30 protein-coding genes are annotated in these 25,642 nt (G+C 59.3%); 18 read left to right on the top strand and 12 right to left on the bottom strand.

Annotated features, from left to right (window positions below; translation table 11 throughout):
• Positions 1 to 11: 11 nt before the first annotated feature.
• From atpG to VIN30_RS04235, 3 genes are read left to right on the top strand one after another with little or no spacing between them, the layout of a single operon-like run.
• Entirely contained in the window at positions 12 to 941 is a 930-nt protein-coding gene (gene atpG, locus VIN30_RS04245) for an ATP synthase F1 subunit gamma (protein WP_326426019.1), read from the top strand.
• Positions 942 to 2,387: a F0F1 ATP synthase subunit beta gene (gene atpD, locus VIN30_RS04240; protein ID WP_326426021.1), complete on the top strand. Its 1,446-nt coding sequence runs from the start codon at positions 942 to 944 to the stop codon at positions 2,385 to 2,387. It begins immediately after the preceding gene.
• Positions 2,387 to 2,818, top strand: a complete 432-nt coding sequence (locus VIN30_RS04235) for a F0F1 ATP synthase subunit delta/epsilon (RefSeq protein WP_326426023.1) — start codon at positions 2,387 to 2,389, stop codon at positions 2,816 to 2,818. The genes atpD and VIN30_RS04235 overlap by 1 nt, the downstream gene beginning before the upstream one ends.
• A 105-nt stretch (positions 2,819 to 2,923) precedes the next feature.
• On the opposite strand, the gene VIN30_RS04230 is transcribed toward VIN30_RS04235, so the two are convergent.
• Both VIN30_RS04230 and VIN30_RS04225 read right to left on the bottom strand, forming a co-directional pair.
• Positions 2,924 to 3,253: a type II toxin-antitoxin system HicB family antitoxin gene (locus VIN30_RS04230; RefSeq protein ID WP_338209536.1), complete on the bottom strand. Its 330-nt coding sequence runs from the start codon at positions 3,251 to 3,253 to the stop codon at positions 2,924 to 2,926.
• Positions 3,250 to 3,507, bottom strand: a complete 258-nt coding sequence (locus VIN30_RS04225; RefSeq protein WP_338209534.1) for a type II toxin-antitoxin system HicA family toxin — start codon at positions 3,505 to 3,507, stop codon at positions 3,250 to 3,252. Before VIN30_RS04225 ends, VIN30_RS04230 begins: the two co-directional genes overlap by 4 nt.
• A 149-nt stretch (positions 3,508 to 3,656) precedes the next feature.
• Here VIN30_RS04225 and VIN30_RS04220 point away from each other — a divergent pair, with 149 nt between their 5' ends.
• On the top strand, positions 3,657 to 3,953 hold the full coding sequence (locus VIN30_RS04220) for a RelB/DinJ family addiction module antitoxin (protein WP_338209532.1): 297 nt from the start codon (positions 3,657 to 3,659) through the stop codon (positions 3,951 to 3,953).
• 1 nt (position 3,954) lies between these two features.
• Positions 3,955 to 4,416 carry a type II toxin-antitoxin system VapC family toxin gene (locus VIN30_RS04215; protein ID WP_338209531.1) on the top strand — a complete coding sequence of 154 codons (462 nt, stop codon included), beginning with the start codon at positions 3,955 to 3,957 and terminating at the stop codon, positions 4,414 to 4,416.
• Between the two features lie 117 nt (positions 4,417 to 4,533).
• Here VIN30_RS04215 and VIN30_RS04210 read toward each other — a convergent pair whose 3' ends face one another.
• The 7 genes from VIN30_RS04210 to VIN30_RS04180 form a co-directional block, all read right to left on the bottom strand.
• Positions 4,534 to 4,743, bottom strand: a complete 210-nt coding sequence (locus tag VIN30_RS04210; RefSeq protein WP_326426034.1) for a DUF3791 domain-containing protein — start codon at positions 4,741 to 4,743, stop codon at positions 4,534 to 4,536.
• A complete protein-coding gene (locus tag VIN30_RS04205; protein ID WP_217952873.1) occupies positions 4,736 to 4,990 on the bottom strand; it encodes a hypothetical protein in 255 nt (84 codons plus the stop codon). Before VIN30_RS04205 ends, VIN30_RS04210 begins: the two co-directional genes overlap by 8 nt.
• Positions 4,983 to 5,465 carry a DUF3990 domain-containing protein gene (locus VIN30_RS04200; RefSeq protein ID WP_326426038.1) on the bottom strand — a complete coding sequence of 161 codons (483 nt, stop codon included), beginning with the start codon at positions 5,463 to 5,465 and terminating at the stop codon, positions 4,983 to 4,985. Before VIN30_RS04200 ends, VIN30_RS04205 begins: the two co-directional genes overlap by 8 nt.
• Before the next feature lie 282 nt (positions 5,466 to 5,747).
• Positions 5,748 to 7,010, bottom strand: a complete 1,263-nt coding sequence (locus VIN30_RS04195; protein ID WP_338209530.1) for a hypothetical protein — start codon at positions 7,008 to 7,010, stop codon at positions 5,748 to 5,750.
• Between the two features lie 90 nt (positions 7,011 to 7,100).
• On the bottom strand, positions 7,101 to 7,592 hold the full coding sequence (locus tag VIN30_RS04190; protein WP_338209529.1) for a PDDEXK-like family protein: 492 nt from the start codon (positions 7,590 to 7,592) through the stop codon (positions 7,101 to 7,103).
• Positions 7,593 to 7,605: 13 nt separating this feature from the next.
• The gene (locus VIN30_RS04185) at positions 7,606 to 8,076 is read right to left on the bottom strand and encodes a hypothetical protein (RefSeq protein ID WP_338209527.1); all 471 of its coding nucleotides are present in this window, start codon (positions 8,074 to 8,076) and stop codon (positions 7,606 to 7,608) included.
• Positions 8,077 to 8,141: 65 nt separating this feature from the next.
• Entirely contained in the window at positions 8,142 to 9,161 is a 1,020-nt protein-coding gene (locus tag VIN30_RS04180; RefSeq protein ID WP_338209525.1) for a hypothetical protein, read from the bottom strand.
• A gap of 466 nt (positions 9,162 to 9,627) precedes the next feature.
• On the opposite strand from VIN30_RS04180, the gene VIN30_RS04175 reads away from it, so the two are divergent.
• Together VIN30_RS04175 and VIN30_RS04170 are read left to right on the top strand one after the other, a co-directional pair.
• A complete protein-coding gene (locus tag VIN30_RS04175; RefSeq protein WP_338209523.1) occupies positions 9,628 to 9,834 on the top strand; it encodes a hypothetical protein in 207 nt (68 codons plus the stop codon).
• Entirely contained in the window at positions 9,831 to 10,586 is a 756-nt protein-coding gene (locus VIN30_RS04170) for a Fic family protein (protein ID WP_338209521.1), read from the top strand. Before VIN30_RS04175 ends, VIN30_RS04170 begins: the two co-directional genes overlap by 4 nt.
• A 104-nt stretch (positions 10,587 to 10,690) precedes the next feature.
• Here the strand turns inward: VIN30_RS04170 and VIN30_RS04165 are convergent, their stop codons facing one another.
• The 3 genes from VIN30_RS04165 to VIN30_RS04155 form a co-directional block, all read right to left on the bottom strand.
• Complete coding sequence (locus VIN30_RS04165; RefSeq protein WP_338209519.1) at positions 10,691 to 10,951, bottom strand: hypothetical protein; 261 nt, start codon at positions 10,949 to 10,951, stop codon at positions 10,691 to 10,693.
• A gap of 92 nt (positions 10,952 to 11,043) precedes the next feature.
• A complete protein-coding gene (locus VIN30_RS04160; RefSeq protein WP_326426051.1) occupies positions 11,044 to 11,343 on the bottom strand; it encodes a DUF2442 domain-containing protein in 300 nt (99 codons plus the stop codon).
• A gap of 8 nt (positions 11,344 to 11,351) precedes the next feature.
• On the bottom strand, positions 11,352 to 11,609 hold the full coding sequence (locus VIN30_RS04155) for a DUF4160 domain-containing protein (RefSeq protein WP_326426053.1): 258 nt from the start codon (positions 11,607 to 11,609) through the stop codon (positions 11,352 to 11,354).
• 370 nt (positions 11,610 to 11,979) lie between these two features.
• On the opposite strand from VIN30_RS04155, the gene dnaE reads away from it, so the two are divergent.
• From dnaE to VIN30_RS04100, 11 genes are all read left to right on the top strand, one after another.
• Positions 11,980 to 15,486 carry a DNA polymerase III subunit alpha gene (gene dnaE, locus VIN30_RS04150; protein ID WP_338209515.1) on the top strand — a complete coding sequence of 1,169 codons (3,507 nt, stop codon included), beginning with the start codon at positions 11,980 to 11,982 and terminating at the stop codon, positions 15,484 to 15,486.
• Between the two features lie 449 nt (positions 15,487 to 15,935).
• Positions 15,936 to 16,520 (top strand): zinc ribbon domain-containing protein, encoded by a 585-nt coding sequence (locus VIN30_RS04145; RefSeq protein WP_338209513.1) that lies wholly within the window; start codon positions 15,936 to 15,938, stop codon positions 16,518 to 16,520.
• 43 nt (positions 16,521 to 16,563) lie between these two features.
• Positions 16,564 to 17,796, top strand: coding sequence for a zinc ribbon domain-containing protein (locus VIN30_RS04140; protein ID WP_338209511.1), 1,233 nt, complete (start codon positions 16,564 to 16,566; stop codon positions 17,794 to 17,796).
• Between the two features lie 29 nt (positions 17,797 to 17,825).
• On the top strand, positions 17,826 to 18,836 hold the full coding sequence (locus tag VIN30_RS04135) for a YARHG domain-containing protein (protein ID WP_420915315.1): 1,011 nt from the start codon (positions 17,826 to 17,828) through the stop codon (positions 18,834 to 18,836).
• An 80-nt stretch (positions 18,837 to 18,916) separates the two neighbouring features.
• On the top strand, positions 18,917 to 19,333 hold the full coding sequence (locus VIN30_RS04130; protein ID WP_338209507.1) for a zinc ribbon domain-containing protein: 417 nt from the start codon (positions 18,917 to 18,919) through the stop codon (positions 19,331 to 19,333).
• A 231-nt stretch (positions 19,334 to 19,564) separates the two neighbouring features.
• Complete coding sequence (locus VIN30_RS04125) at positions 19,565 to 20,296, top strand: N-acetylmuramoyl-L-alanine amidase (RefSeq protein WP_338209505.1); 732 nt, start codon at positions 19,565 to 19,567, stop codon at positions 20,294 to 20,296.
• Positions 20,297 to 20,331: 35 nt separating this feature from the next.
• Complete coding sequence (locus VIN30_RS04120) at positions 20,332 to 22,275, top strand: hypothetical protein (protein ID WP_338209503.1); 1,944 nt, start codon at positions 20,332 to 20,334, stop codon at positions 22,273 to 22,275.
• A 90-nt stretch (positions 22,276 to 22,365) separates the two neighbouring features.
• Entirely contained in the window at positions 22,366 to 23,187 is an 822-nt protein-coding gene (truA, locus tag VIN30_RS04115; RefSeq protein ID WP_338209501.1) for a tRNA pseudouridine(38-40) synthase TruA, read from the top strand.
• A gap of 91 nt (positions 23,188 to 23,278) precedes the next feature.
• A complete protein-coding gene (locus VIN30_RS04110) occupies positions 23,279 to 23,788 on the top strand; it encodes a DUF3990 domain-containing protein (protein ID WP_326426059.1) in 510 nt (169 codons plus the stop codon).
• Complete coding sequence (locus tag VIN30_RS04105; RefSeq protein ID WP_326426061.1) at positions 23,788 to 24,255, top strand: hypothetical protein; 468 nt, start codon at positions 23,788 to 23,790, stop codon at positions 24,253 to 24,255. The genes VIN30_RS04110 and VIN30_RS04105 overlap by 1 nt, the downstream gene beginning before the upstream one ends.
• 218 nt (positions 24,256 to 24,473) lie before the next feature.
• Complete coding sequence (locus tag VIN30_RS04100; protein WP_338209499.1) at positions 24,474 to 25,598, top strand: aldo/keto reductase; 1,125 nt, start codon at positions 24,474 to 24,476, stop codon at positions 25,596 to 25,598.
• The last annotated feature ends 44 nt before the right edge of the window (positions 25,599 to 25,642 follow it).

Raw genomic sequence — 25,642 nt, 5'->3', positions numbered from 1 at the left:
GTAGGTAGACCATGCCCAACCTACATGACATCGAACGGCGAATCAAATCCGTCTCCTCGACGAAGCAGATCACGCGCACCATGGAAATGGTCGCCGCTGCCAAGATTCGCCGCGCCTCTGAGCGCGTGGAAAACGCGCTGCCTTGGGCGGTCGCCATCTCCGATATGTTGATCAGCACGGCGAAGTACGCTCCCATCGGGACGGAACCGCTCCTGCAGACCCACGACGAGGTGCGGCGCGTGCTCATCGTCGCCGTCACCTCCGACCGTGGCCTGGCCGGCGGTTTCAACACCAACGTGCTGCGCTATGTTGAGAAGCTCATGAAGCAGAAGCAGCGCGAGGGCGCGGAAGTGGAAGTGGCCGCCTGTGGCAAGAAGGCCATCGGCTACTTCACCTACCGCAACATCGCGCCGGTGTTCTCCTTTGCCGGTCATTCCGCCGATCCCGAGTTCGCTCAGGCGGCCGAGCTTGCCGGCTACGTGATGGAGGCCTATGCCAAGGGCGATCTGGACGAGGTGTTCATCGTGTACAACCACGCGAAGAACGCCGCCGAGCAGACGCTGGTCGAGCAGCAGGTGCTTCCCATCAAGGAGGAGTCCTACGCCGAGCTTCTGGGCCTGAAGGCCCAAGAGGAAGATATCTTCAAGAACTTCCGTGAAAAGGACGATACGGCTCTACCAGGCGATATCGATTTCGAGCCCAGCTCGGAGTCGGTCATGTCCTACATGTTGAACGCCTACCTGAACAATGCGTTCTTCTACGCAATGCTCGATTCGGCAGCGGGTGAGCAAGGTGCCCGCCGCAACGCAATGAAGTCGGCTACCGACAACGCGAACGAGATGGTCTCCACGTTGGAGCGCGTGTACAACACCGTGCGCCAGGGTGCTATCACCACGGAGATCACCGAGATCGTGGGCGGTGCCGCAGCTTTGGAGGATTAAATGGCTGAAACTACTGAAAAAGCAGCGGCCAAGCAGGGTGCCACGGGACGCATCGTCCGTATCGTCGGCGCCGTTGTGGATGTGGAGTTCCCGGCAGACGCCATGCCGGCCATCTACAACGCCTTGACCGTGAAGGCAGAAACCCCCTCGGGCGAGGTTTCCACCGTGCTTGAGGTGCAGACGCACCTGCCCGGTGACATCGTCCGTACCGTCGCTATGACGTCGACCGACGGCATGGTGCGCGGCATCGAGGCCGTCGATACCGGCGCCCCCATCATGATGCCCGTGGGCCAGGCCACCCTCGGCCGTATTTGGAATGTGCTGGGCGAGCCCGTGGACGGCAAGCCCATGCCCACCGATGTGGAGTGGCGTCCCATCCACCATCCCGCCCCGCCGTTCGATACCCTGGTGACCACCACCGAGACCTTCGAGACCGGCATCAAGGTCGTCGACCTGATCGAGCCCTACGTTAAGGGCGGTAAGACCGGTCTGTTCGGCGGCGCTGGCGTAGGCAAGACGGTGTGTATCCAGGAGCTCATCAACAACCTGGCCCAGGAGCACGGCGGCACGTCGGTGTTCACCGGCGTAGGCGAGCGTACCCGCGAGGGCACCGACCTGTATCTCGAGATGACCGACTCCGGCGTTATCGAGAAGACCTGCCTGGTGTACGGCCAGATGAACGAGCCTCCGGGAGCTCGTCTGCGCGTGGGTCTGGCGGGCCTGACCGAGGCGGAGTACTTCCGTGATCAGGGTCAGGACGTGCTGTTGTTCATCGACAACATCTTCCGCTTCACCCAGGCCGGCTCCGAGGTGTCCGCACTGCTCGGCCGTATGCCCTCTGCCGTGGGTTACCAGCCCACGCTGGCCACCGAGATGGGCGACCTGCAGGAGCGCATTTGCTCTACGCAGACCGGCTCCATCACCTCGGTGCAGGCTGTGTACGTGCCCGCCGACGACCTGACCGACCCGGCCCCGGCCACCACGTTCACCCACCTGGATGCGAAGACGGTTCTGTCCCGCGGCATTGCCGAGCTGGGCATCTACCCGGCCGTGGACCCGCTGGAGTCCACCTCCCGCGCGCTGGATCCCGAGATCGTGGGCCAGGAGCACTACGACGTGGCCATGGGCGTGCAGCAGATTCTGCAGCAGTACAAGGACCTGCAGGATATCATCGCCATTCTGGGCATGGACGAGCTGTCCGAAGACCAGAAGCTGACCGTGAACCGCGCCCGTAAGGTGCAGAAGTTCCTGGGCCAGCCGTTCCACGTGGCCGAGGTGTTCACCGGTCTGCCCGGCGTGTACGTGAAGGTTGAGGACACCGTGCGCTCCTTCAAGGAGATTCTCGATGGCAAGTGCGACCACATTCCCGAGCAGTGCTTCGTGAACAAGGGCGCCATCGAGCAGGTGTACGAGGCCTACGAGGCTATGCAGAAGGACGGCAACTAATGGCCGTGATGCGCTGCATGGTGGCCACGCCTAACCGCTCTCTGTTCGAGGGCGAGATCACCTACGCCGGCATTCCCGGCGCCGATGGTGCCTACGGTGTGCTTCCCGGCCATGAGCTGATGCTGTCCCTGAACCGTCAGGGCGGCGTGCTCACCCTCGACCTGGGCGAGAACGGCCAGGATCGTCGTGAGTTTCTGATCATGGGCGGCGCAACTCAGGTGTTCAACGACAAGGTGACCGTGCTTGCCCGTTACGGCATCGCGGTGGAGGATATCGACGAGGCCGCTGTGCGCGCCGAAGCCGATGCCTGCCGCCAAATCGTTGCAGACCTCGACCAGCGGCACGATCCGCAGGATCAGGCCACCCTCGAGACCAACCGCAAGATGCTGGATTGGTGCGAGGCGCAGCTGAACTTCGTGGCAGCTCGCTAACGAGCAGTCCAAAACCAAGCCTGTCAAGCAAGGGGCCCTCCGGGGCCCCTTCTTGCGTGTGGGATGAGCTGGGACGAGGCCTCGGATATGGCAGTCTCTCGTTGCTCAGAGCGCGGCGGCGATGGCGTCTGCCACAAACTGGTTGAGCGATTCTTTGTTGGCCGCTGCTGCCATGGCAGCAGCGCGGTGCAAATCGGGATTGATGCGTACGTTGAACGAGCCCTTGTAGGACTTCTCAGGGGTTTTGCCCTTCTCGTTGCAGAAAGCGAGATAGTCTTCGACGGCATTTTGAAAAGCGCGTTCTACCTCTGAGGCGCTTTCTGCTTCGAAATATACTCCATCGCTCATGCCGACAACCGACCCGCAGAGCAGGCAAGACTCGGCATCGAACTCAACGGTGGCGAAATAGCCCTTGTAAGTGAGAACGTTGCTCATGGCGTTTCCTCTCCGCCTAAGAATTTCACTGCGGCACGAATTGCTCCGCGGCTCATCTCATCCGATGGGTGAGGGGAGTGCAGAAGGAGCATTCGCCCGTCTTCCTCTCGGTAGAATCTGACCCGTGATCCCGAGGAGGTTCTTTTTTGGTCAAGCTCATAACCGAGGTGTTCCATGATGCGCACGAAATCGCGGAAGCGGTACGTGCTCGGCATTGACAGCAGCGTCCCAAGGAGCTTTTCGATCTGCGTCATGGCAACTTCTTTCTGCAACTGAATATTAGTTGCATATCCTGTGTATGTCAATAAGCTGCAAAGATGGTAGATGGAGTGATTGAGAAAGAACAGGCTTGACTTTCCAAGTTGTTGTACTCAATATGTTGTACATTAAGAAGGGGGTCGTTATGTCTGACTCAATGGTGACGGGGCGTATGCCCGAGCAGAAGAAGCAGCGGGGAATGCGCGCGCTGCAAAGAAGCGGACTCAATGCCTCGCAGGCGGTGAACCTCATGTTCGACCGGTTGATAGAGGAGGGGAACGCCGACTTCCTTCTTCAGGACGACCTGAAGCCCGCTGCGGAGCGGTGGGCATCGGCGGCGAGCTTCGTCGACGGCCTCTCGCACAAACGCGCCACGCGCTTCGATACCATGACGAAGGCGGAGATCAAGCTCGATCGCCTCGCTTCCAAGGGACTGGTGTGACATGGCCCAGGCCAAGCTGCTTCTCGACACCAATGTGGTTATCGACTATCTAAATGAGCGCGAGCCGTTCTATGAGAAGGCGCGGTTGCTGATGATCGGCGGCCGGGTGGGGGAGTTCGAGCTGTGGATATCCTCGTCGCAGGTGACTGATCTTATATACATCCTTTCTGACGGAGAACGAAGCGAGATGGACGCCGTCATGGGGCAACTGCGGGGTCTTCGCACCTTCGTTAACGTGTTGGCGGCGAGCGAGAGGGAAGTCGACCTGATGCTCGCCGCCTCGTGGTGCGATCCAGAGGACTACCTCCTCTACGAGATCGCCCTGGCGCTGAGGGCCGACGCCCTCATCACGCGAAACCAGCACGATTTCCCCCAGGGCCTTGTTCCCGTCATGGGCTGCGACGAGTTCTTCCAATGGATGCGGGATACGCGTGGCCTCGACTACGGCGAGGTCGAGCTTTGAGTTGTTGAGCGGGCCGGACGGTTCCCTTCCGATCTCTTTGATGGGAGTAGTGCAGAAGTGCGGGAGTTAATAGTGTCTCGTGTTAGAATCAGCTGGGTGGCTATCAGACGATAATGTTTACCATGCGGGTTCGCCGGTGACGATGAGACTGTCGATATCGCGAAAGGCGTTCTCAATGGTCTCGCTGTGGTACATCTCGTACATATCGTAGACGAACTCGGTACGACCCTGGGCATCGAGGGCCGCGAGCACATCTGCCGCTCTCGTATGGCGACTCTGCGCGTAGCTTTCCAGCAGATAGGCGAAGAACACGAACTCTTTAGGCAATCTCATCACCTCGCAGGTAAAGCGAGTTGCGCGGATCTCCGGTTGCTTGCTCGTTCTCCCACATATCGAAGACCGCCAGCGGGCTGAAGTGCCACATCTTCAGGTCGTCGTCGAGGAGCATCAGACGGGTTTCCGATGGGAGAAAGAGTCGGAGCGCCTCGAGGGCGTCAAGTCCTCGGCTCTCGGCGATGAGCCGCGATACCTCGGAATCGAAGTTCTGCATGATGGAGGGCTTCGTTTCAGTCAAGGAGCATCACTTCCTCGCAGGAAAGATGGCGAAGCGCCTTCTCGGTTCCGAACCGGTACTGATCGGACAGATTCTGCGGCTTCAGAAGAATAAGGGCCGTCTCGCGATCGATCTGATTATTCATGTAGTCATTGATAACGCTCATGGTGCGATCGTTGGCGACAGGTCCTGTGACGACATCGTAGAGTGTGCCCCGGTACAGGCCCTTTCGATTCTCCACGACGAAATCGAGCCAGGATGCATCTGCGCGTTCGAATCGAAGAAGCGAGAGCGACTCAATGGCGCTCTCGTCCATTTCGTAAATAGAGACTGCGGCCCTACCGCTTCCCCGACGCCGTGTTTGAAGCTGGGCCCATCGCTCCGCTTGGTTGAGGCTTGAGGTTGTGTAGAAACCGGCTCCGAAATCAAGTGAGCGGTTTGTGGTAAGGATGCGGGGGCGGCGCACTTCAACGTTGCTCCCATGGTAGAGAATCATAGTGCCGCCGCCTCCTTTCATCTTGCGCCGCGCGCTGTTGGCTTAGGCGCATCGGCATAGCATCATTATACCCGAGGACTCAAGTCTCCCCCTGGGCCCTTCTGAAAGTCGGGATCCGAGAACCTCCGGCTTGGGTCTTGTGCGCTTGTGGATGCGTGTCGACCGGCTTCGGCAATGAGCGAGTGGTTTGTAGCGCAAATGGCCGCAGGGAAGTGTTTAGCTCCTGGGCATACATTGCCATTGCCGCCGTCCTGATGTCAAGGTGTAGATGGAGCGCTTTCGCTATAGGGACACCTCGAGTGTGAAGATATGGGTTGGGTCGGTGTCGTCGGACGGATCATCCTTCTTTTCAAGCATCAGATCGAGAATGCGCGACAGTGCTTCAACGGCATCGCTCGCAGTGCTGCAGTGGGTTTCATCGCGATGGTATCTCACCACAAAGGGGAATTTGCTGCTTCCTGCCAGACCTGTGCTGAGGGCTATGTCGACTTCGAAGTCAACCATGGTCGAATTTCCGGAGAGCAAGTAGCAGTGTACGCGACTATCGCCATGGGTGCTGTGCTTGGTGCTCCACATTACTTTCTCTATTGTGCTGTATTCGCGATCTCCATATTCCTCCCTGACTTTGCTCGCAGGCTTGAACGTAGTGGGCAGCCAATAGCGTCTATCGACCGAGAACCCCTTGCTTGCTGCCATATCAGCCACGTGCTTCACAAAATCCTGGTAGCAGGCTGCTTGCTCTTCGCAGGGGAGGTCGTCGGGGATGAATGTGCCGTTCGTCTCCACTCGAACGCTGTCTGCGGCCAAGACCCCCGGGATTTTGCGCCATGGGCCGAAGCCGACTCCCTTCTCGTAGCCCTTCTCCAAACGCTCGTTCAGGCTCTCAAGATCGCTGGCAACACTGCGCTCGGTTGTCTTCCAGAGGCGGATATCGAGACTGCCTAGGAGTTCTGGGTTTTGCCCGAGCTCGTTGTGAATATGCAGCACATGTTCTTCGTCGGGATTGCTTTCGGCGAATCCTCGTATCTCGATGTTCGGATTGTATCCATCGAGGGGTGGTGTCGGTGCCGCATAGAGAACCTTGAGCGAATTCGGCTTTGAGTCGATTGCGACCGTCCAGTCTGTCCAGAGAAATTGCGGGAATCCGCCTTTCGGAATGCCCTCTCCGAGAAGGAAACGTTTCATTAGCCCAGGAATATGCCTCGCCTGATGGTAGCTTCCTCCCATGTAGCTGTAATCGGGCTGCTCGTATATTGTTCCATAGAACTTGCGATGTGCATTCATCGGTCCGTACTCGTCAAGCCAGTCCTGGATTTCCTTGAAGTACGAATCGAGGCCATGGACGCCGCCGTTGCCGTCGAATATGCTGTTCGGCGAGGTGGCGAGATCGCGCACCATTTCCCGCAAATAGGATCGTGCTTCCTGATAGGTGTCGAATTGAAGCGTGACATCCTCGGTCATCCAGGCAGGTTGCTCGACTTCTGAGATGGCCTTCCGAAGTTTGACGTCTCCTCGCTTGGTGACAATCCAGATTTCGTCTCCCATAGGAGATCCTTCCTCGGCATAGGGTCGCGACAGGCGTCCCTGTTGTTGGTGGTGAGGGCAGACAGGAAAGCAGTTGGCAGCTCAATCTGATCATCCGGCTTTTCCCGCTGACAGTTCCGCGAGTACGGTATCAGCTCGGTAGGGTTCAAGTAGAAGTGCGTTCTTCTGCGAGTAGTTGATGCCGTGCTCTAGTTCGCTGATTTCCCCTCGCTCTTCAGAGCGACGGGAAACGAAGACAGGACTTCTGCCGTTCCATGCGCTGAAGGGGACGATAAAGGTTTCAGGGACCGGTTTGGCGTCGAGACGTACGTAGGCGACGTAGGTCAAGGCGGCAGTTCGGCCGCCGTTGGTGGCGGCGTCGAACTGCCGTTGCGTGAAGAAGGTGTAGGAGCCTCTCGTGATTCCTTTAACCTGAATGCGATAGAACATCTCCAAATCGGGGGAGACGATCAGATCGATCCCCCGATCATCAACTTCCGGCTCGAACACCTCGAAATTCCAGGAGAGGAAAGTCGCGATGACGATGGTCTCGGCAAGTCGACCTTTCTGCTGTCGATTGAGCGATGCGAGCGGTGCGCCCATGGGCGTGCTGTGGTTATCGCCGGAACGATATACAGTCCAGAGGGTTATCTGGCGGAGTGTCGGCATCGTCATCGAACTGCATGTCGGCCCAAGGATCGTCTGGGTCGAAGCTGGTGATCGTGCCGACTTTCTCGAACTCGATGCCGCTAGCGGGGTTTTGGAGGCTGGCATCCACAGCATCGAGAGCGCTGGTTCGTTCCGGCTGGGAATCGGCCTGCGAGGCAGCTCCGCTCAGAGCTTCCTCGGCGATGGATGCGAGCTGTTGGAGTTGCCAGTCGCGTACGCGTCTTTTCATAACGGTGGTACCGCTGATGCCGAAGGCCCTGGAAACCTGAATCTCCTCAACGATATCGGGAAGATCGTTTTTCGCAGTGGTGAGAAAAGATTGTGCATGCTCGGTCATGGAGTTGGCGAACTCCTCGCTGGTCACGTGATCTTTCAGATTGTTGAGGGAAGAAGAAAGCTTGTCTTTGAACCCGACCATGAATAAGCCTTTCTGGTGTGGTTTTCTCGTTCCTGTGCTGCGATGGCGGATAGTGCGTCCGTCTATCAGCGCTTCTTGGCCTCTTTCTCCCTCTTTTTCTGCTGCTGGATGTCATAGGCATGCATGGCCGTGTTGGCTGCCGTCCGGTTGCGCGTTTCGCGCAGGACGTCGTTGCTGTCGGCCAAGATGTCCTGTGTTTGCTCGCTGAGGTAGTTGGAATACTGAGACTCCTGGAGTATCTGGGACAATATGGCGGCTTGCGCTTCCTGAATCCGGCCATTCTTTTTAGCGAGGAGGTGATCGATGTCCTTGTCGTAGCGCTCGATGGAGAACTTCAGGTCGTACTGGGAGGTGCCCATGAAGGCGGCAAGGAAGGTGACGGCGGCCAGGTTGCGGTATTTGCCGGGGAGGATATTGCGATCGTACACCTCCTGAAGGGCGGCCTCGGCTGCGTTGATGGCTTCCTGCAGAGCCGTTTGCTCGGCCTGGTATTCGGGGAGGATTTCCGCTTTGTAGAGCTCGGCGCGCTCCTTGAATTCGGGAAGCAGTTTCTGCTCGTATTCTTGGGTTGCTAGGGCAAACTGCTCACGAGCTTGTTCTTCGGCCTGCTTTTGGCGTAGTGCATTATGCTGGTCGATTTGCTGGCACTGAGCTTTATATTCTGATGAGTTTGCGCGGGCCTCGATGAGCCGATTGGTCTCCTTGGTTCGTATGTTGTTTCCAATGCAGTAGCAGACGATGGGTCCTGCAAATATTGCAACGAGTGCAATTAATGCGGGCACAAGCATCATGAAATTGCCACTACGAGAGCAAAGAAGGGCGACGGCGACGCTGGCAAGTGCAGAACCAATCGCAGCTATTTTCCAGGCGGAAGGGAGCGGTACATCAGGCGTCGGAATGCTTGGATAGTTCTCCTTTGGCACTTCGGGAATGCACAATGTGGGCTTTATCGGCGAAGAGGGTTTCATTGGCTTGTCGTCGTCGAGTTGCTGCTTGTCTTTTCTGAGCTCGACTAGCGTGCCTTCCAGGAAGAAGGCTGTCTTGATCACTTCCAGCTCTTGTGCTCGATTGTCTTTCTTACCCATGGCTTCTCAATACCTTTCTCTCCATTCGGCTCTAATCGTTCGCCCTGCATTCTTGGAAGCGAATTCTGTTGCGAAACTGAAAAAATTCTAGGGGGATAGCCTGTCAATGCTTTTCTTTGACTGGCGTGGATTTTTTGGCTGCGGCATTTAGAGGCAAATGCGAAGCGGTACGGCTTGTTTGTCACGGGCATCGCCAGCCAACTGCTCGCTGCTCGACGGGCTCACCCACATCAAGGACATGGTGCGGCGCGCCGGCGAGTTGGGCATGACGCAGTGGCCGTGACCGACCACGGCGGCATGTCGGGCATAGTGGGGCTCTCCGATGCGTGCGACGATGGAGAAAGAAACTGCCGACCCTCTTTCGCAACCTGATTGCGAGTAAGAGAATAGTGCAGAAGCGCGGGGCTGATAGTGTCTCGTGTTAGAATCAGCCGTGCATAGAAGAGCAAAGGCAGGAAGGCGGGCGGTGCTTGTGCGGTTTTGGGAGGATAGCGAGAAGCGTCTCTATACCGATGAGCAACTGCTGCGCCATATTGCCCGTTACGGCTCGCTGGATGCGGCGCTCAAGCACGGTGACATTCGCCTCGCGAGCGATTCCCCGCAGTTTTCCCGAGGTCGCTCCGGCCAGCATCGTTGTCTCGCCGATTACCTCAAGGAGGAGCAGCGCTCATGAGCGATGACGTTCTGAAATCGGCCTACGACGGTCTTGCGAACGTCTGGCGCGCGCTGAGCGCCGAGCGGCGTGCGCAATTGCTCGATCAGTTTAAGATCTTCTACTCCTTCAACTCTGGCAACATCGAGAACCCCGAGATCACCTATCACGACACGGCGGAAATATTCGGCGAGAACGGCGTATCGAACTTCACGGGGGATGTGCGGACTATTTATGAGATCAACAACCTCAAGAACGCCTGGACATGGCTTGAGGATGCTCTTGCGAGCGATGCGGCTTTCGACGAGGAGCTCATCCTTTCGGCGCATCTCGTCCTGACCCGAGGTGCCTACGATGATGCCCGTTGGGCCAAAGGCGAACGGCCGGGAACCTTTAAAAAAGGCAATTATCGCGTGGCCGATGATGCGGGGGCGGCGCCCGACGAGGTTCCCCGGCTGGTCGGTGCCCTGATGGCCGAGGTGCAGGGGGCCGTGCTTTCTGAAAGCGCTGGGAAGAACGCCTTGACCATCGCCGCGTATCTTCATGCGCAGCTGGTGGATATCCATCCCTTCGCCGACGGCAATGGTCGCACCGCGAGGCTGCTCATGAACTATGTTCTCCTAAAACTGGGAAGTCCTCCCTGTGCCATCAGCGCCGATGACCGCCTTGCCTATTTCGGTGCCTTGGATGCCTTCCATCAAGAAGGCGAGCTCGTCCCCTTTATCGACTTCTGCCGCATTCAGACCCTGAAGACCTGGGAGCGCTTGCTGTAGAGTTCTGCTCCCGATAGAGCCTCGAGTGCCCTCTATCAAGTCGACAGAGGGCACGAATTTCGTCGCTGCGACTTGGGTGCTGGTGGTTCGTTAACGTTGCAGCCTTACTCGGCCACTTCGCGTAGTTTCTCCCAAATGCGGACCATAGCGAGGGTGTCGAGCTCGCAGTAGCGCAGGAGCTGTTCCCGGATGAGGGTCTGCTCGGTCGGCGTATGCTCGGCCAGATACTGGAAGGCGTTGGAGGCCTCCCCGCCGTTGTGGATGCCCTCGAGACGATGGTAGTCCAACTCGGGCATGTGCCGCTGCATCCAGCAGATCTTCGGGCGCTGGACGCCGCTCGTGTATTTCGATTTCGAGAAGTGCATGGCCGCGGCCCCCCCCCTATTGATGCGTGCGCTTTGCCTGATAGCTTTCGAAGTAACCGGCGAATTCGGGCGAGCTCGGCGCTTCTATGCACTTAGGCGGCATCCTCGAGTGGATCGGAGACTCTTTTGGCCTCGTAGACGACAAAGGGGTCTATGTCGATGCAGGTTGCGGGATCGTAGTGTCCGCTTACATCCCACGCGACAGTGTCGTTGAGGACGGTAAGCGCCGTCTCGAAGAACGAATTGTCTGCCAAACGCTCAAAAACTCCGCCGGCAGCGATGCTCTCTTTCATGTCGAGCTGTGTGATGCGGCCGTCGGAAAAATATGCGTACACCGTCTTGTCCGGCCCCGCAACGGCCTGCACAACGGTGGGGAAGTATCCAGATTGCATAGAGCCTCCTAGAGCGGTGTAATTTGGTTGAGTTCGCGGTTCTCCTTCGCGAGCTCCCAGTTCTGCATGAGCTCATCGCGATGCAGCTCGTTCCAAGCGAGTATGAGCTTCAGTTGTCTTGCGGGAAGGGAGCCGTTGAGAACGCAGCCTGACACGATGTCCACGAGGCACTTATACCCGCCGTATTCCGCATGGAAGTGCGGAGGATTGTGGTCGCTGTAGTACATGGTTACGCGGATGCCTCTGAAGAGGGAGATTTCGGGCATAGTGCACCTCGTTTCTTACTGTGCTCTGTTGGCATGATACCACGGGAGTTGGTAGTTTTCGCCAATGTGGGAGAGGGGCCTATCTCGTCTACGAGGTCGGCTTTGTCCTGTTGTCGGCTTTCTCGTTCATGGAAGAGTGCGTCAACGGACGAGGCGAGCGGTCGACCTATCGTCACTGCGGCTAGGCCCCGCGGCAGTTTCCATACGGCAGGCAATCCATGCAAAACCCACTGTTTGTTCGCACACTGCGGGACGGTGGGCTGGTATCATGGCAGCCGAGAAACTGACGGAACAGCATTTCAGACACGCGCGCATATCACACCACAACCGAACCCGTGCGCCGATACCCGACTGAAGGGGCGGACACCCTATGGCATTCGTTCATCTGCATAACCACACCGAGTACTCGCTGCTCGACGGCCTCACCCATATCAAGGACATGGTGCGCCGCGCCGCAGAGCTGGACATGCCGGCGGTGGCCGTGACCGACCACGGCGTCATGTCCGGCATGGTGGAGCTTTCCGACGCGTGCGATGCGGTGGAGAAGGAGACGGGCAAGCGCGTGAAACCCATCTTCGGCTGCGAGGTGTACTTCACCGCCGACGAGAGCCTGCGCAAGGACGTGAAGCCGAAGCTGTACCACCTGCTGCTCCTGGCGAAGACCAACGAGGGCTACCACAACCTGCTGAAGCTGGTGAGCGAGTCCCACGTGGACAACTTCTACTACAAGCCGCGCACCACCTTTTCTATGCTGCAGAAGTACGGCCACGGCATCATCGGCTCGTCGGCCTGCATCGCCGGCATCATCCCGAAGCTTTTGGACGACCGCCGCTTCGACGACGCGGTGGAGTGGGCGAAGAAGTTCGCCAGCTGCTTTGACCCGGGCGACTTCTATATCGAGCTGCAGAACCAGGGCATCCGCACCGACGCCGGCTTCACCCAGACCGAGCTGAATCACCAGCTGACCGCCGTGGCCAAGGCCGCGGGCTTGAAGACCATCGCCACCAACGACTTCCACTACCTGCTGCAGGAGGACGCGCGTGCCCAGGACATCATGCTGTGCATCGGCACCGGCGCCATGGTGAACGATGAGAAGCGCATGAAGTTCGAGAACGACCAGTTCTACATGAAGACCGAGGAGGAGATGCGCGAGGCGCTGAAAGACTTCCCCGAGGCCTGCGACAACACCGTGGAAGTAGCCGAGAAGTGCCACGTGGTGCTGGAGCGCGACTCCATTCTGCCGCGATTCCCCCTGCCCGAGGGCGAGACCGAGGAATCGTGGTTCCGCAAGCGCGTGCAAGAGGGCCTGGTCAAGCGCTACGGCGACCCGGTGCCCACCGAGGCCCAGGAGCGCGCCGACTACGAGATGGGAATTATCATTCAGCAGGGCTTTCCCGCTTACTTCCTCATCGTGCAGGAATATATCGAATGGGCCCGTTCCCAGGGCATCGGTGTGGGGCCGGGCCGTGGCTCGGCGGCTGGCGCCATCGTGGCCTACGCCATGGGCATCACCGATTTGGACCCGCTGCCCAACGGCCTGCTGTTCGAGCGCTTCCTGTCGCCCGAGCGCGTGGAGATGCCCGATATCGACGTCGACTTCGAGCAGGGCCGCCGCGAAGAGGTTATCCAGCATATTAAGGACGTGTACGGCGAGGACCACGTGTCTCAGGTGATCACCTTCGGCACGCTGCAGGCCAAAAACGCCGTGCGCGATACGGCTCGCGTGCTTTCGGGCACGCTGAAGATGGGCCAGGGGCTTTCCTCCGACGACGCTCGCAAGGCCGCCTACGGCTTGGGCGACCGCATCTGCAAGATGATCGGCGACGAGCTGGGCATCACCATCGACAAGGCCCTGGAGACTAACCCTGACTTGAAGAAGGCCTACGACACCGAAGAGGACGTCAAGACCATCATCGACGCCGCGCGCTCCATCGAGGGGCACGTGCGCGGCGAGGGCGTGCACGCCTGCGCCACCATTATCTGCCGCGACCCCATGAGCGATCATGTGCCCATGAAGCGCGACACCAAGGGCGGCGGCATCATCACCCAGTACGACGGTCACTACACGCCCGATCTGGGCCTGCTGAAGATGGACTTCTTGGGCCTGCGCACCCTGGACGTGCTGTCCATTGCCTGCCGCAACATCGAGGAGCGCACGGGCGAGAAGATCGTTCCCGAGGAAATTCCCACCGACGACGAGCTGGCCTTCAAGCTGATGCAGTCGGGCAACATGGACGGCCTGTTCCAGGTGGAGGGATCGCTGTACGTGAGCCTGTTCAAGCGCCTGCCTCCGTCGCGATTCTCCGATGTCGTGGCCTCCATCGCCCTGAACCGCCCGGGTCCTCTGGAGTCGGGCATGGTGGAAGACTACATTCAGGTGGCTTCCGGCAAGACCCCGGCTCACTACTACGACGACCGCTTGCGCCCCATTCTGGAAGAGACCTTCGGCACCATGGTCTACCAAGAGCAGATCATGCAGGTGTCCATGGCCATGTCGGGCTTTTCCGCCGGCAAGGCCGACAAGCTGCGCAAGGCCATGGGCAAGAAGAAGATCGACGTCATGCGCCAGCTGCAGGCCGACTGGAACTCCGGCGCGGTGGAGAACGGCTACGCCTTGGAGATCGCCGAGAAGATCTGGGATGACGCCGAGAAGTTCGCGAAGTACGCCTTCAACAAGTCGCACTCGGCCGCCTACGCCATCTTGGTGATGCGCACGGCCTACCTGAAGGCGCACTACCCGAACGACTTCATGGCTGCTGTGCTCACCAGTTATATGGGCAACACCGATCGCCTCATCCGCTACATCGCCAGCTGCAACCACAACGGCACACCGGTGCTGCCGCCGGACATTAACTCGTCGCGTGCGGAGTTCACGCCCGTCGATGAGGGCATCCGTTTCGGCCTGGTGGGCGTGCGCGGCGTGGGCAAGAACGTGGCCGACGTTATCATCGAGGAGCGCGAGGCGAACGGCCCCTTCTCGTCGCTGCACGACTTCGTGAACCGTGTGGATGCCAAGGCCTACAACCGCAAGACGCTGGAGGCTCTCATCAAGGGCGGGGCCTTCGACTCCACCGGCTACACGCGCAAGCAGATGATGCACTTCGTGGAGGAGACGCCGCTTTTGGAAGGCGCCGCCAAGCGCCAGAAGGACCGCGACCGCGGTCAGGTGTCCATGTTCGACATGTTCGCCGACGACGCCGACTCGGGCTTCCAGGAGGAGGTGCCTGCGCCCGACGGTGTGGAGTGGGACAAGCGCACCAAGCTGAAGTACGAGAAGGACATCATGGGCATCTACGTGTCCGAGCATCCGCTGGCGCCCTACGAGGGGCTGCTGGCGCGCCTGACCAAGTTCCGCCTGGGAGACCTGTCCGAGCGCACCAAGGAGATCAAGTCGGCGGTGTTTGTGGGCATGGTGTCCAACGTGGTGGTGAAGCTGACTAAGCGCCAGACCAAGATGGCCACGTTCACTTTGGAGGACACGACGGGTCACGTGGAGTGCATCTGCTTCAAGTACGACGACAACGCCGAGGCCATCCAGGAAGACGCCATTGTGAAGGTGAAGGGCAAGTTCGAGGTGAACGACCGCGGCAGCCAGGTGATGGCCTTCGAGCTGGAGGCCATCGAGCTGCGCGAGGAGGACGCCCTGCCGAGCCATCTGGAGGTGCAGGTGCCCTCGCGCGCCTTCGACCAGACCCGTTCGGCGCACCTCAACCGCATTTTGCGCTCGTATCCCGGCCGCGATGGCGTGGTGCTGATGGTGCAGCAGTCCGACGGCCGCAAGTTCCGCGCCGAGCTTCCCGTGTCGGTGGACGCCCGCTCGGTGGTGATGAAGGCCGAGATCCGCGACCTGTTCGGCCCCGAGGCCATGATCGCGTAAACGGGGGCTCCTGCATATAACCGGATGTGGAATCTCTTGTTCGGGGCGCGGCTTCATTGGAGGCCGCGCCCTGGTTTTTCGACTCCACCGATATTGGGGGCCACGCGCATTGTTTGCTGTGATATACTAGGCGCCATGTTTTGCGCAATGAGACATATCGTAACTGTTTTGGCTGATCAAAGCCCGATTATTTCCTCCCTGGGGGGGGGTCTTTCCCTGTAATCGTGCTCGGCATGTCTCGTTAGTCGCGTCTTCTCCGTCGTGGGCGATCGTTCACGGCCGTCGTTTCTTCTTACAACTAAAGAGTCGTTCTTCGGGCGCTGCGGGTTTTCTCGCGGCGCCTTGTTGTGCTCCGTTCTGGCATGTTCGCAGGGGATGCGGGTAAGCGCGGGCTCGGAGCCAATGGTTGTGGGGACGAAAAGGCTGTTGCATGAAAGGAGAAGGAGCGCATGAGCATTTTCGACAACGTGACATCGACGATCAATCGAAGCACCGCGGCTGCGGGTCGTGCCGCGGAAACGGTGAAGATCAAAGCGCACATCAGTGAGGTGAACAAACGTCGTCAGCAGTTGGCGGCGCAGCTGGGTGCGTCGCTGTATGAGGAGACGCGAGGCAACGAGGCTTTGCGTGCGGGTCGCGAGGCGCTTTACGACGGCATCGCCGCTTGCGATGCGGAGCGTGCGGAATACCAGAAGCAGCTGGCTGAAATTGAAGCCCAGGCGGCTTTGCAGGCTGAGGCGGCGCGCACCTACGTATGTCCCACCTGCGGTTCGGCGGTGGGCGCTTCCGACATGTTCTGCAGCGGTTGCGGAACCTCGCGCGAGGTCATTCTCGCCCAAGCTCCTGCAGCCCCCATCGCGCAGCCCACGGTGTTTTGCCCTTCATGCGGCGCGCCAGTGGGGGAGGGCGATGCGTTCTGCATGGCATGCGGGGCGAAGCGCGAGCCAGCTGGCGGGGCCAGTGCTGCTGCGCAGGCGGACGAAGCAGCGGCGGCCACTGACTCGGCGGTGACCTCCGATCAGCCGAGCGCCTAGGCGCAGAGAAAGAAAGTACACGGAGAGAAAGAAGGAGAGAACCATGTTTTGCCCTCAATGCGGGAATCAGTTGGAGGACGGCGCTTCGTTTTGCGGTAAGTGCGGGGCGCAGCTGGGCGGCGGTGCGGCACCGCAGGGTACGAAAGCGCCAGCAGCTGCTCCGTCCTCCACTCCGGTATCGCCGGCGGCCGTGGCTGCCGGAGCGGGAAGCGTGGCGGCCGGTGTGATGAAGACCCACGGCAAGCTCGTCATCGGTGGTGTGGTGGCGCTGGTGGTGGTTGTGGCGGTGATCGCCGGCGTCGTGTCGATGCTTACTGGCGGCACCACCCTCGGCCAGACGACCGATACCATCCGTCGGGCGTTTGAGGCACAGCAGCCCTATCTTGTCGAGGTTCCCTCGAGCGACTACACCAACGATACTCCCTACAGCATCGCCTCCTTCGAGGTGACCGACATGAAGGTGCAGAACGACGACTGGCTGACGGCCCAGGTGAAGACCGCCGTGGAGAACGAAAGTTTCCGCGTCGACCTGACCTACAGCCTGGATTACTATCCCTACCCCGATACGGCCTACCGCTCGCCCGACCAGACTGGCGAGTACGTGTTCAACCTGATGTCTCGTACGGTGACGCCGAAGAAGGGCATCGAGAAGGATGACGTCAACGGCGTAGGAGGCGAGGGCCTCGAGCTGAACGAGGAAACGGGTACCTGCCAGACGACCGTGGACAAGACTTACCAGTTCTGGTTCGCCGATGCGGTGTCGACGAAGACTATCACCTATGCGGTGGGCGAATATGGCTGGTATGTCGAGGACGAGAACACGACGCGCAAGGTGACGTACAAGGACCTCGATGGCGAGTACCGCGCCAAAACCGGCGACTTGACCAAGCTCGCCCAGTTCACCATCAGCGGTTTGAATGCTGAGACGGGCACGTTCACCATCACCTATAAGATCAACGGTTGGACCGAGGAAGGCGGTTGGGGCAATCCCGACTCGTACAGCGAGGCTTCGGGTACCTTGACGGCGGCTATCGAGCCCGCCACCTCTGATTACGAGGGACAGTCGGACGGCTACTCCTATTACTTCGAAGCTCAGGGCGACAGCGACCATGGCAGCCGTCAGGCGAGTTTGAGCGGCTATCTGATCCAGAGCGATGACGGCTCGAAGTCCATCGAGATCGACTCCATGAGCATCGGACAAGACGAGACGGACGGCTGGAACGGCGAGGTGTCCTCTACCGTCTTCGATGGCACGGGAGTCGTCTACAAGCAGTAGAGCGATCTTGCCCGACGATATGCAGGAGGATGATTATGTTCTGCACGCGCTGCGGAAAAGACATTAAAGAGGGAAATAGTTTTTGCGAGGGATGCGGTGCGCCGGCTCCGCGAGCGGAGGCTGCCGGGGAATCGATGGCCGACACCGTGCCTCTCGCGCCGGTGGCCGCCGTTTCCCCCGCGGCGCCTATGCCTGCGGTGGCTGATGCTGCGGACACAGGTAAGACGGTTGCGATGACTCAAGATCGGGCCGGCGCCGGCGCCTCCGCGTTCTGCACTGGTTGCGGAGCGCCGCTTAAGGGCGATACGGCATTCTGCACTCGTTGCGGAAAGCCCGTCGGGTTCGCCACGGCGGGCTCGCATCAGCGGGTGGTCGCCGCCGTGCCGGCCGCCGCACATCCGAAGCAAGCGGGACAGCCCCGGCAAGGTGGGCAAGAGAAGTCGAACAAAGGGCTTATTATCGGCCTGATTGCAGCTGGGGTAGTGCTGCTGGCTGCAGCCGGTGTGGTGCTGTTCCTGCTGCTAGGGCCAAGTGCGGGGTCGAACGAGCGGGTTGTAGAGGAAGTTCCGGCAACGGCGGAGGATGCTTCTCGGGACGAGTCGTCTGCCGACGAGGAAAATGCCGTCGATCCCGCCGAGCCCGAGGCCGGCGATGCGGAGGCTGCAGCGTCGGAGAGCGCCGATGCGGAGGCTGCGAGCAGCGAGACTCCGGCACCGGAGCCCGGGCCGGCACCGGCCGCGGAACCGGCGGCATCGGAATACATTCTGCCCGATAGCGATACCCATGCCTACACGACCTCGGAGCTGAGCGCCCTGTCGGACTGGGAGCTTTTCGTGGCTCGCAACGAGATATTCGCACGACACGGCCGCGGGTTCCTGAATCAGGAGCTGGCCCAGTACTTTGGGGGGAAGAGCTGGTACACCCAGCGTTATTCGCCCGAGGAATTCGATGCAATGCCCTCGCCGCTCTCGGCGGTCGAGAAGCAGAACACCGAGACGATGCTCGCACTCGAGCAAAGCCGTGGGTCGCAGTACTTGTAAGGGTTTGGCAGTGATCGCGAGCGGGGAGAGCGCTCGCTGGTTGCGAAGGCGTTATAAGTGTTATTGAAAGGAGAAGGAAGATGTTTTGTCCGAAATGCGGGACGGAGAACCCCGATGGAGCCCAGTTCTGCGCCTCGTGCGGAAATAGCGCAGGTGCGGCAATTATCGAGCGGGATGCGGTTCCGGCTGCGGCTGCGGCGGCTCCCGGTACGACCCAGGTGGTCAACGTTCAGATGCAGGGCATGGTTCAGAAGAACGGTCTCGGCACGGCGGGTTTCGTGCTTGCTCTGATCGGTGTGTTCACCTCTTGGGTGCCTGTGCTGGGATGGGTTGTGTGGCTGCTGGGCGCCGTTCTCTCTGTCATCGGCGTTTTCAGGGTGCCCCGGGGCCTGGCCATTGCGGGCACGGTGCTGTCCTTCATCGATCTGATTTTACTTTTGGCCGTGGTCTCCGCCTGCTCGGCAGTGGGCGTTGGTGCCGCGAGCCTTATGGGTTAGCAATTCCTTGGCATGTTCGCATGTTCGGGAGGAATGGGGCGCGCTGCTCCATTCCTCCCTTGTTTGCCGAGAGGTCCTTGCGCGGGGCGTTGACTGATGAAGAGGATGGTGACGAGCGTGGAAGATCGAAACTGGTCGCGAGTGATGGGTCCCGTTGTCTGGGCGGCGGTTTTGACCCTGCTGGCAGCGTGCGTTGCATCGGGCTGTGCGCGTGAAACCGAGGAATTGCCGATGATTCCCATTGAGGTGGAAGAGCCCCGTGATGTGCAGATTTTCGATCGGCCGCAAGAAGATGTTGAGCCCGCAGATGACGCTTCCGATGCTGCTGGAGCTGAGGAGGCGGAGTCGTCGGAAGAAGCCCCGGCGCCTGAGCCTGCGGCTCCCGATGCCGACCAATTGCGTGCCCAGCTTTCCCTCAGTGAGGATTTCCGCTCTGACTTCGTGCACGGCGAGAAGGGTCCCGAGCATCAGAAGTACATCGTGTTGCACGATACCGAGGGCGATTCGAATGCCAGCTCGGTTATCGACTGGTGGGATTCCAACGGCAATTACGTGGCAGCTCATTTCGTGGTGAACAAGGATGGCACTATCGTGCAGTGCGCTCCGCTGGACACTATCGTGCATCATGCGGGCTATGGTGACACAGGGCACAACGAGCTCTATGGCGTGGAGGACGAGTCGCGTGACGATATGCGCGGCACCCAGCCCATAGGCGATTGGGCTGCCGACTACGGGATGAATTCCTATTCCATCGGCATCGAGATGGTGCATGTGGGCGGTTCCGGAGATTATCCCCAGGCCCAGCTTGAGGCTCTGGATGGGCTGATTGCCTACATTGATGCCTACTACGGCTTTGAAAGCGAGATCATCGATCACAAGGCCTGGCGTACGGGCAATTCCGACACCTCGCCGGAATTCACCGACTATTTGGCAAGCTACCAGCAGAGCCGTGTTCACGGCTAGCGATTCCCGCCCCTTCGTTTCCCAAGGAGATGTCCATGGCGCAATCCGCGCATCCCGCTCCTCAGACGAGGCGGCGGTTGATTATCGCCCTGCTCGTTGTCACCATATTGGCCGCTTTGCTGATGGTGGCGGCCGCCGTTCTTATCTGGAAGAACGGTGCAGACGACGGCGTTGTTCTGAAGGACAACGTCGTCATTTATGAGGAGGGGTCGTCGCCCTTCACCATTTTGGCTAGCGACGCCGATTCCGTGACCGTTTCGTCCCTCGATGGCATCGTTGAAGGAGATGTGCTTGCGGCTGGTATAACTAGCGCGACCCCTAATGGCTTGCTTTGCTGGATGGGCAAGCCCGAGGTTGTGGGGGAGGGGTGGCGCATTCCTATTCGGCAGGCGTCGTTGGTCGATGCTATCGAAAAATGTGATGTGAAGGTGCGGGTTGCCGTCGACGAGGCTGGAAATTATCGTATTAATCAGCTGAAAGACCGATCGGGAAATCCTCTAATTGAGCAGGCGTTCGCTGATGATGGCTGGTTTTCATTCGAAGGGGAGCTAGGCTGTCCGCTGTTTGAAAAGAAGGCGGGTTCGTTATCGGCTGAGGCATGGCAGTATCTCGAGATTGCGGTTTCCGTTAATTGGGATCAATTGACCTTTCGGCTTACGGATACGATCAGCTTGGAGATATCGATTGACGGCGTTGAGCTCGACAGCACGGAGCTCTTCAATAGGGTGCTGAGGCCGTTTGAATTCAACATAGGACCACTTCCGGTAGTCGTTGCGCCGAGTATTTCGGCTGAGGCATCGTTGAGTGGGAACGCCCACGGCTTAGGATGCTCAGTGGAAACAGGCTGGGGAAGTGAAGTGTCCACGTCATCGTCGGAAAAGGGTGAGCTTCAGCTGGCGGGTAAGATTGAAAAATGCGTCGGTTTCGAGTACACGACGGGAGGCGGTCCTCGGGCCATCAACGAGGATAGGTCGCTGTTCCCGCGCCCGATCTTCAATCTTGCTGATGAGAGCTTTGGCGCGGATGTGGAAGGAGAGGTATCGGTTTCGTTCAAAGCGTTGCTGTATGGTGTGAGCGGTGTAGAGTTATCGACAGGTCTTGCGGTGCAGATAAGTGCCGAGCTGACTGCTCTGCCGACTGTGCCATCCCCAGACGGTGCAGTGGAACTTCCCGGTATCTCCAAGAAATTTGCGGGTACGTTATCCCAGAAAGTCACCTTGCCTATTAGCGGAAGTCTCGTTATGGAAGATTTGAACGTGTTGGGCTGGGATCTCGTTGCAGGGTTTGATCTCGAGCTTTTTGATTCAGGCGATGCCATCACGCTTCTTGATGAAACGCAGAGCTTCGACATCCCGTCAGCTGTCGACGGTGAGGGTGAAAGTGGTTCACTTGAAAAGGATTCCGCCTCCTCTTCGCACAGGAATGTGGGATCTGGGCGAGTGGTCTGCACCACAAAGTTTCCCGGGGATGCACCGCAACTCTCCTTTGTTCACCCCGCTGATTGGAAGTGCTCATCTCTTATTGGATCTGAGACATCGCCGTGGGGTCCTCAGAGTGCGGTAATTGATGTCAGTTCGCCTGAGGAAGCCGGTGGAATCCCGCTAGCTGTTCAGCTTGAATACCTTGACTGGTATGGGGGAGATATGTGGATATGCGTTGATAGGGAGCGGACAGCGCGTTTGGTGAAAGTCGCGGATGCGGCGCTTGCACCTCCTGGAGAGAGCGCTGGTTCCTATGTGGTTGCCGAAGCGATTTATCCAAAGGATGCCAGCGATCCCGATAATCTGACTTCGGAGATGGTTCTTGTCCCCGTCTCGTATCTTCAGCAGTCCCCCCTGTCGACAATACAGGACACCAACTGTGTTGCGTTTGATTTTCTCGGCCGAGCCGTGTGCTTTAGCGCCGATATAGAAGGCTTGAGCAATGAGCAGCGACAGGAGCTGGCGAGCATCTTGGGGAGTCTTCAAGTGGCTGAATAGGGTTCTAACAGGTTTCGTTCGACATCATAATTCAGCATGTTCTGCTATGATCCGTCTTGGTAAGTGCCCGTGTAAGAAAGGAACGCCGACTTGAACGGTCTATGCATCGCTCGTCCGACATTGGAGCAGCGCGCAGCGGAGTGTGCTTACGAGCGCACGTTGTCGTGCACGGTGGCCTATGACGGGGCGCCGTTTGCGGGGTTTGCGAAGCAGCCCGGGCAGCGCACGGTGCAGGGCGAATTGGAAGACGCCCTGGCGCTGCTGTTCCGCCGGCCGGTAGATGTGGTGTGCGCCGGCCGCACCGATGCGGGGGTGCATGCGCGTGGCCAGGTGGTGTCCTTCGATGTGGACACGTCCGAGCTGCGCGACCGCACGCTTCACACCCTGCGTCGCTCGCTGAACGCGCTTACCGGCGAGGGCATTGTGGTGCGCGCTGTTGACGAGCGCCCGCGCGGCTTCTCGGCTCGCTTCGACGCCGTGGAGCGTGAATACCGGTACTTTCTGGCTGTGGGCGATACGCCGCCGGTGTTCACTGACCGTACCGCCTGGTTCGTGGGGCCGAACTTGGACGTGGCTGCCATGGAGTGCGGGGCGGCGCATCTTATCGGCGAGCACGACTTTAAAAGCTTTTGCATGGCCGCCTCGGCCGTGGGCAAACCCACTTGCCGCCATGTGAGCGAGGTGTCTTTCGCTCCCGAGACTATCATGGGCGAGCCGCACCAGGTCATCACCGTGCGCGGCAACGCCTTTCTCCATTCCATGGTGCGCACCATCGTGGGCACGCTGGTCATGGTGGGCCGCGGCCAGCGCGACGCCGACTGGGTCGCTGAGGTGCTCGCGGCGCGCGACCGCCAGGCCGCCGGCGAGAACGCGCCGGCCCGCGGCCTCGTCTTCTGGTCGGTAGCGTACTGAGCGCTGCTTTCTTTCTGCATGCGTATGGTGCGGGCTGCGCGATGTGTTTGATCCATGGCATAATGATTGTTCGCGAGAAATGAGGTGCTTCATGAGCGATGACACAATGATGCTTTTCCACGGTAGCTTTTTGCCAGTGGAGGCGCCTCGTGTGATTGAAGGTACTTACGCCAAGGATTTTGGCAACGGGTTTTACCTCACTCTTCTGCAGGAGCAGGCTGAGAAGTGGGCCATGAGAAAGTATCGCAACATGCTTCGTTCGGATAGTGATGCTAGGCCTGTTGTGAGCGTCTATAGGTTTGAGCGAGGGCGCGCTTTGGAGACTTGCTCGTCGTTGCTGTTTCCCGCGATGAGCGATGAATGGCTCGACTTTATTGCAGCCTGTCGAGCCGGTGAGATGCACGATTACACCTATGTTGAAGGTCCCATGGCGGATGACAAGGTCTACAATTATGTCGAGTCCTTTCTTGCCGGCTCCATAGACCGTGGTGAATTCTGGCGGCTTGCGCGATTTAGCTATCCAACGCATCAAGTTATGCTTGCGGAGCCTGCGCTGTCTTTCCTGCATTTTGTAGAATCCTATGATGTTGAGGAGCGATAATGGTTGCCTATCCCGTGCTCACGCGATCTTCCGTGATTAAGGAGCACGAATTTGATGATGTGCGGTATACGATGGCGCTTCTGCTTGCCATGGGCAAGTGCAAGGGCGTAGCGCTGAGAGAGCTAACAGGTCTGCTCGAAATGAATCAGCGCGATATGGACGGTCTCATTGACGATGCGGTGTGCAATCACTCCCTTCCCTTCCCGAATGCGGTCTCCGATATGCTTGCCCGCTTTGGGTCTCAAGTGGACGAGATCCCCGTCCCTTCCTATGAGCTCATGGAGTCGGAAGCGGAAATACCTTCGCTTTTGGTCGGGCTCGTCTCTTTTAACAGCGAACGGAGTGAATCAACTGCTCTATACGATCTTGTTGAGGATGGCACCCTCGATTGGCTTGAGAGTGATGACTTCAAAAGTCTTCCCGTGCCCTTAAACCAGGTGGCAGGAGAGTGGCTCGCCTCCCGCTAATTGGTCGCTATCTTCGACTGCTGGGCCGCCGGCGAGAACGCACCGGCCCGCGGCCTCGTATTCTGGAGCGTGGCGTACTAAGTGCGGCCCCATGTCATCCTGAGCGAAGGCGCGAAGCGCCGGAGTCGAAGGATCCTACAGCGGCTGCTTTTCGGGGCGGTTCTCCATGCTATGATGGTCTCACTGGTAATTTGCGCGTTTGCACAAGAACGGGGGTCATGATGGAGAAAACAGGGAAGTTGGCGCCGCTGGGGTTCGGGTTCATGCGGCTGCCGCTGACGGACGCGGACGATCCGGCGGCTATCGACATCGACAAATGCTGCGAGCTGGTGGATGTTTTTATGGACGCGGGGTTCACCTATTTCGATTCGGCCCGTGGCTACCATAACGGCAAGTCGGAGTGGGCGCTGAAGAAGGCGCTGGTGGAGCGTTATCCGCGCGACTCGTTCCAGTTGGCCACCAAGCTGCCGGCGTGGCTTGCGAGCAATGCCGATCACGCCCGCGCCATGTTCGACAAGTCGCTGCGCGAGTGCGGGGTGGACTACTTCGACTATTACCTGCTGCACAACCTGGGCGAGTCGCTCACGCCGCCCTTCGAGGAGTACGGCCTGTGGGAGTTCTGCGCCCAGAAGAAAGCTGAGGGCAAGATTCGGAACTTCGGCTTCTCCATCCACGATAACGCGGAGGAGTTGGAGAAGGTGCTGGATGCGCATCCCGACGTGGATTTCGTGCAGCTGCAGATCAACTACGTTGACTGGGAGAGCGACATCATCCAGTCGCGCCGCTGCTTCGAGGTGTGCCAGGAACGCGGCCTTCCCGTGGTCATCATGGAGCCGGTGAAGGGCGGCACGCTCGTGCGCCTGCCCGATGCCGTGGCCGACATCCTGCGTGCGGCCGAGCCCGGTGCCCCCATCGCCTCGTGGGCCTTGCGCTTCGCGGGGTCGCTTCCAAATGTGATTGCGGTGCTGTCGGGCATGAACACGCCCGAGATGGTGGCCGAGAACGCCGCCATCATGCGCGACGGCGTGCCGCTGACGGAAGGGGAGTACGCGGTGATCGATGCGGCCCGTGCAGCGCTGGCCGCCCTGCCCGGCGTGCCCTGCACCGACTGTCGCTACTGCATGAAGGGCTGCCCCGAGGGCGTGCACATCAACACCATCATGCAGTCGCTGAACATCTACGACCAGATGGGCGATGCCTATCGCGCCCAGGAAAACTACAACTGGAACACCGGCGACGGCAAGGCGAGCAGGTGCATCCAGTGCGGTGCCTGTGAGAGCGTATGCCCCCAGCACATCGCCATCGTGAGCGAGCTGGAACGCGCTGCCGAGCTGTTCGAGTAACGGATTGCGGGCGGCCTTCAGGCCGACCGCAATCCGGGTGCAAA

It is taken from the genome of Adlercreutzia wanghongyangiae (genome assembly GCF_035989245.1).
GTDB classification, from domain to species: Bacteria; Actinomycetota; Coriobacteriia; order Coriobacteriales; family Eggerthellaceae; genus Adlercreutzia; species Adlercreutzia wanghongyangiae.
Note: the sequence above shows the minus strand (reverse complement) of the source record. Positions and strands in the feature narration are given on the sequence as shown.

Coding starts and splice junctions, on each gene's coding strand:
- atpG (WP_326426019.1), top strand. CDS start 12: ATGCCCAACCTACATGACATCGAACGGCGAATCAAATCCGTCTCCTCG.
- atpD (WP_326426021.1), top strand. CDS start 942: ATGGCTGAAACTACTGAAAAAGCAGCGGCCAAGCAGGGTGCCACGGGA.
- VIN30_RS04235 (WP_326426023.1), top strand. CDS start 2,387: ATGGCCGTGATGCGCTGCATGGTGGCCACGCCTAACCGCTCTCTGTTC.
- VIN30_RS04230 (WP_338209536.1), bottom strand. CDS start 3,253: ATGAGCAACGTTCTCACTTACAAGGGCTATTTCGCCACCGTTGAGTTC.
- VIN30_RS04225 (WP_338209534.1), bottom strand. CDS start 3,507: ATGACGCAGATCGAAAAGCTCCTTGGGACGCTGCTGTCAATGCCGAGC.
- VIN30_RS04220 (WP_338209532.1), top strand. CDS start 3,657: ATGTCTGACTCAATGGTGACGGGGCGTATGCCCGAGCAGAAGAAGCAG.
- VIN30_RS04215 (WP_338209531.1), top strand. CDS start 3,955: ATGGCCCAGGCCAAGCTGCTTCTCGACACCAATGTGGTTATCGACTAT.
- VIN30_RS04200 (WP_326426038.1), bottom strand. CDS start 5,465: ATGATTCTCTACCATGGGAGCAACGTTGAAGTGCGCCGCCCCCGCATC.
- VIN30_RS04195 (WP_338209530.1), bottom strand. CDS start 7,010: ATGGGAGACGAAATCTGGATTGTCACCAAGCGAGGAGACGTCAAACTT.
- VIN30_RS04190 (WP_338209529.1), bottom strand. CDS start 7,592: ATGGGCGCACCGCTCGCATCGCTCAATCGACAGCAGAAAGGTCGACTT.
- VIN30_RS04185 (WP_338209527.1), bottom strand. CDS start 8,076: ATGGTCGGGTTCAAAGACAAGCTTTCTTCTTCCCTCAACAATCTGAAA.
- VIN30_RS04180 (WP_338209525.1), bottom strand. CDS start 9,161: ATGGGTAAGAAAGACAATCGAGCACAAGAGCTGGAAGTGATCAAGACA.
- VIN30_RS04170 (WP_338209521.1), top strand. CDS start 9,831: ATGAGCGATGACGTTCTGAAATCGGCCTACGACGGTCTTGCGAACGTC.
- VIN30_RS04165 (WP_338209519.1), bottom strand. CDS start 10,951: ATGCACTTCTCGAAATCGAAATACACGAGCGGCGTCCAGCGCCCGAAG.
- VIN30_RS04160 (WP_326426051.1), bottom strand. CDS start 11,343: ATGCAATCTGGATACTTCCCCACCGTTGTGCAGGCCGTTGCGGGGCCG.
- VIN30_RS04155 (WP_326426053.1), bottom strand. CDS start 11,609: ATGCCCGAAATCTCCCTCTTCAGAGGCATCCGCGTAACCATGTACTAC.
- dnaE (WP_338209515.1), top strand. CDS start 11,980: ATGGCATTCGTTCATCTGCATAACCACACCGAGTACTCGCTGCTCGAC.
- VIN30_RS04145 (WP_338209513.1), top strand. CDS start 15,936: ATGAGCATTTTCGACAACGTGACATCGACGATCAATCGAAGCACCGCG.
- VIN30_RS04140 (WP_338209511.1), top strand. CDS start 16,564: ATGTTTTGCCCTCAATGCGGGAATCAGTTGGAGGACGGCGCTTCGTTT.
- VIN30_RS04135 (WP_420915315.1), top strand. CDS start 17,826: ATGATTATGTTCTGCACGCGCTGCGGAAAAGACATTAAAGAGGGAAAT.
- VIN30_RS04130 (WP_338209507.1), top strand. CDS start 18,917: ATGTTTTGTCCGAAATGCGGGACGGAGAACCCCGATGGAGCCCAGTTC.
- VIN30_RS04125 (WP_338209505.1), top strand. CDS start 19,565: ATGATTCCCATTGAGGTGGAAGAGCCCCGTGATGTGCAGATTTTCGAT.
- VIN30_RS04120 (WP_338209503.1), top strand. CDS start 20,332: ATGGCGCAATCCGCGCATCCCGCTCCTCAGACGAGGCGGCGGTTGATT.
- VIN30_RS04110 (WP_326426059.1), top strand. CDS start 23,279: ATGAGCGATGACACAATGATGCTTTTCCACGGTAGCTTTTTGCCAGTG.
- VIN30_RS04105 (WP_326426061.1), top strand. CDS start 23,788: ATGGTTGCCTATCCCGTGCTCACGCGATCTTCCGTGATTAAGGAGCAC.
- VIN30_RS04100 (WP_338209499.1), top strand. CDS start 24,474: ATGATGGAGAAAACAGGGAAGTTGGCGCCGCTGGGGTTCGGGTTCATG.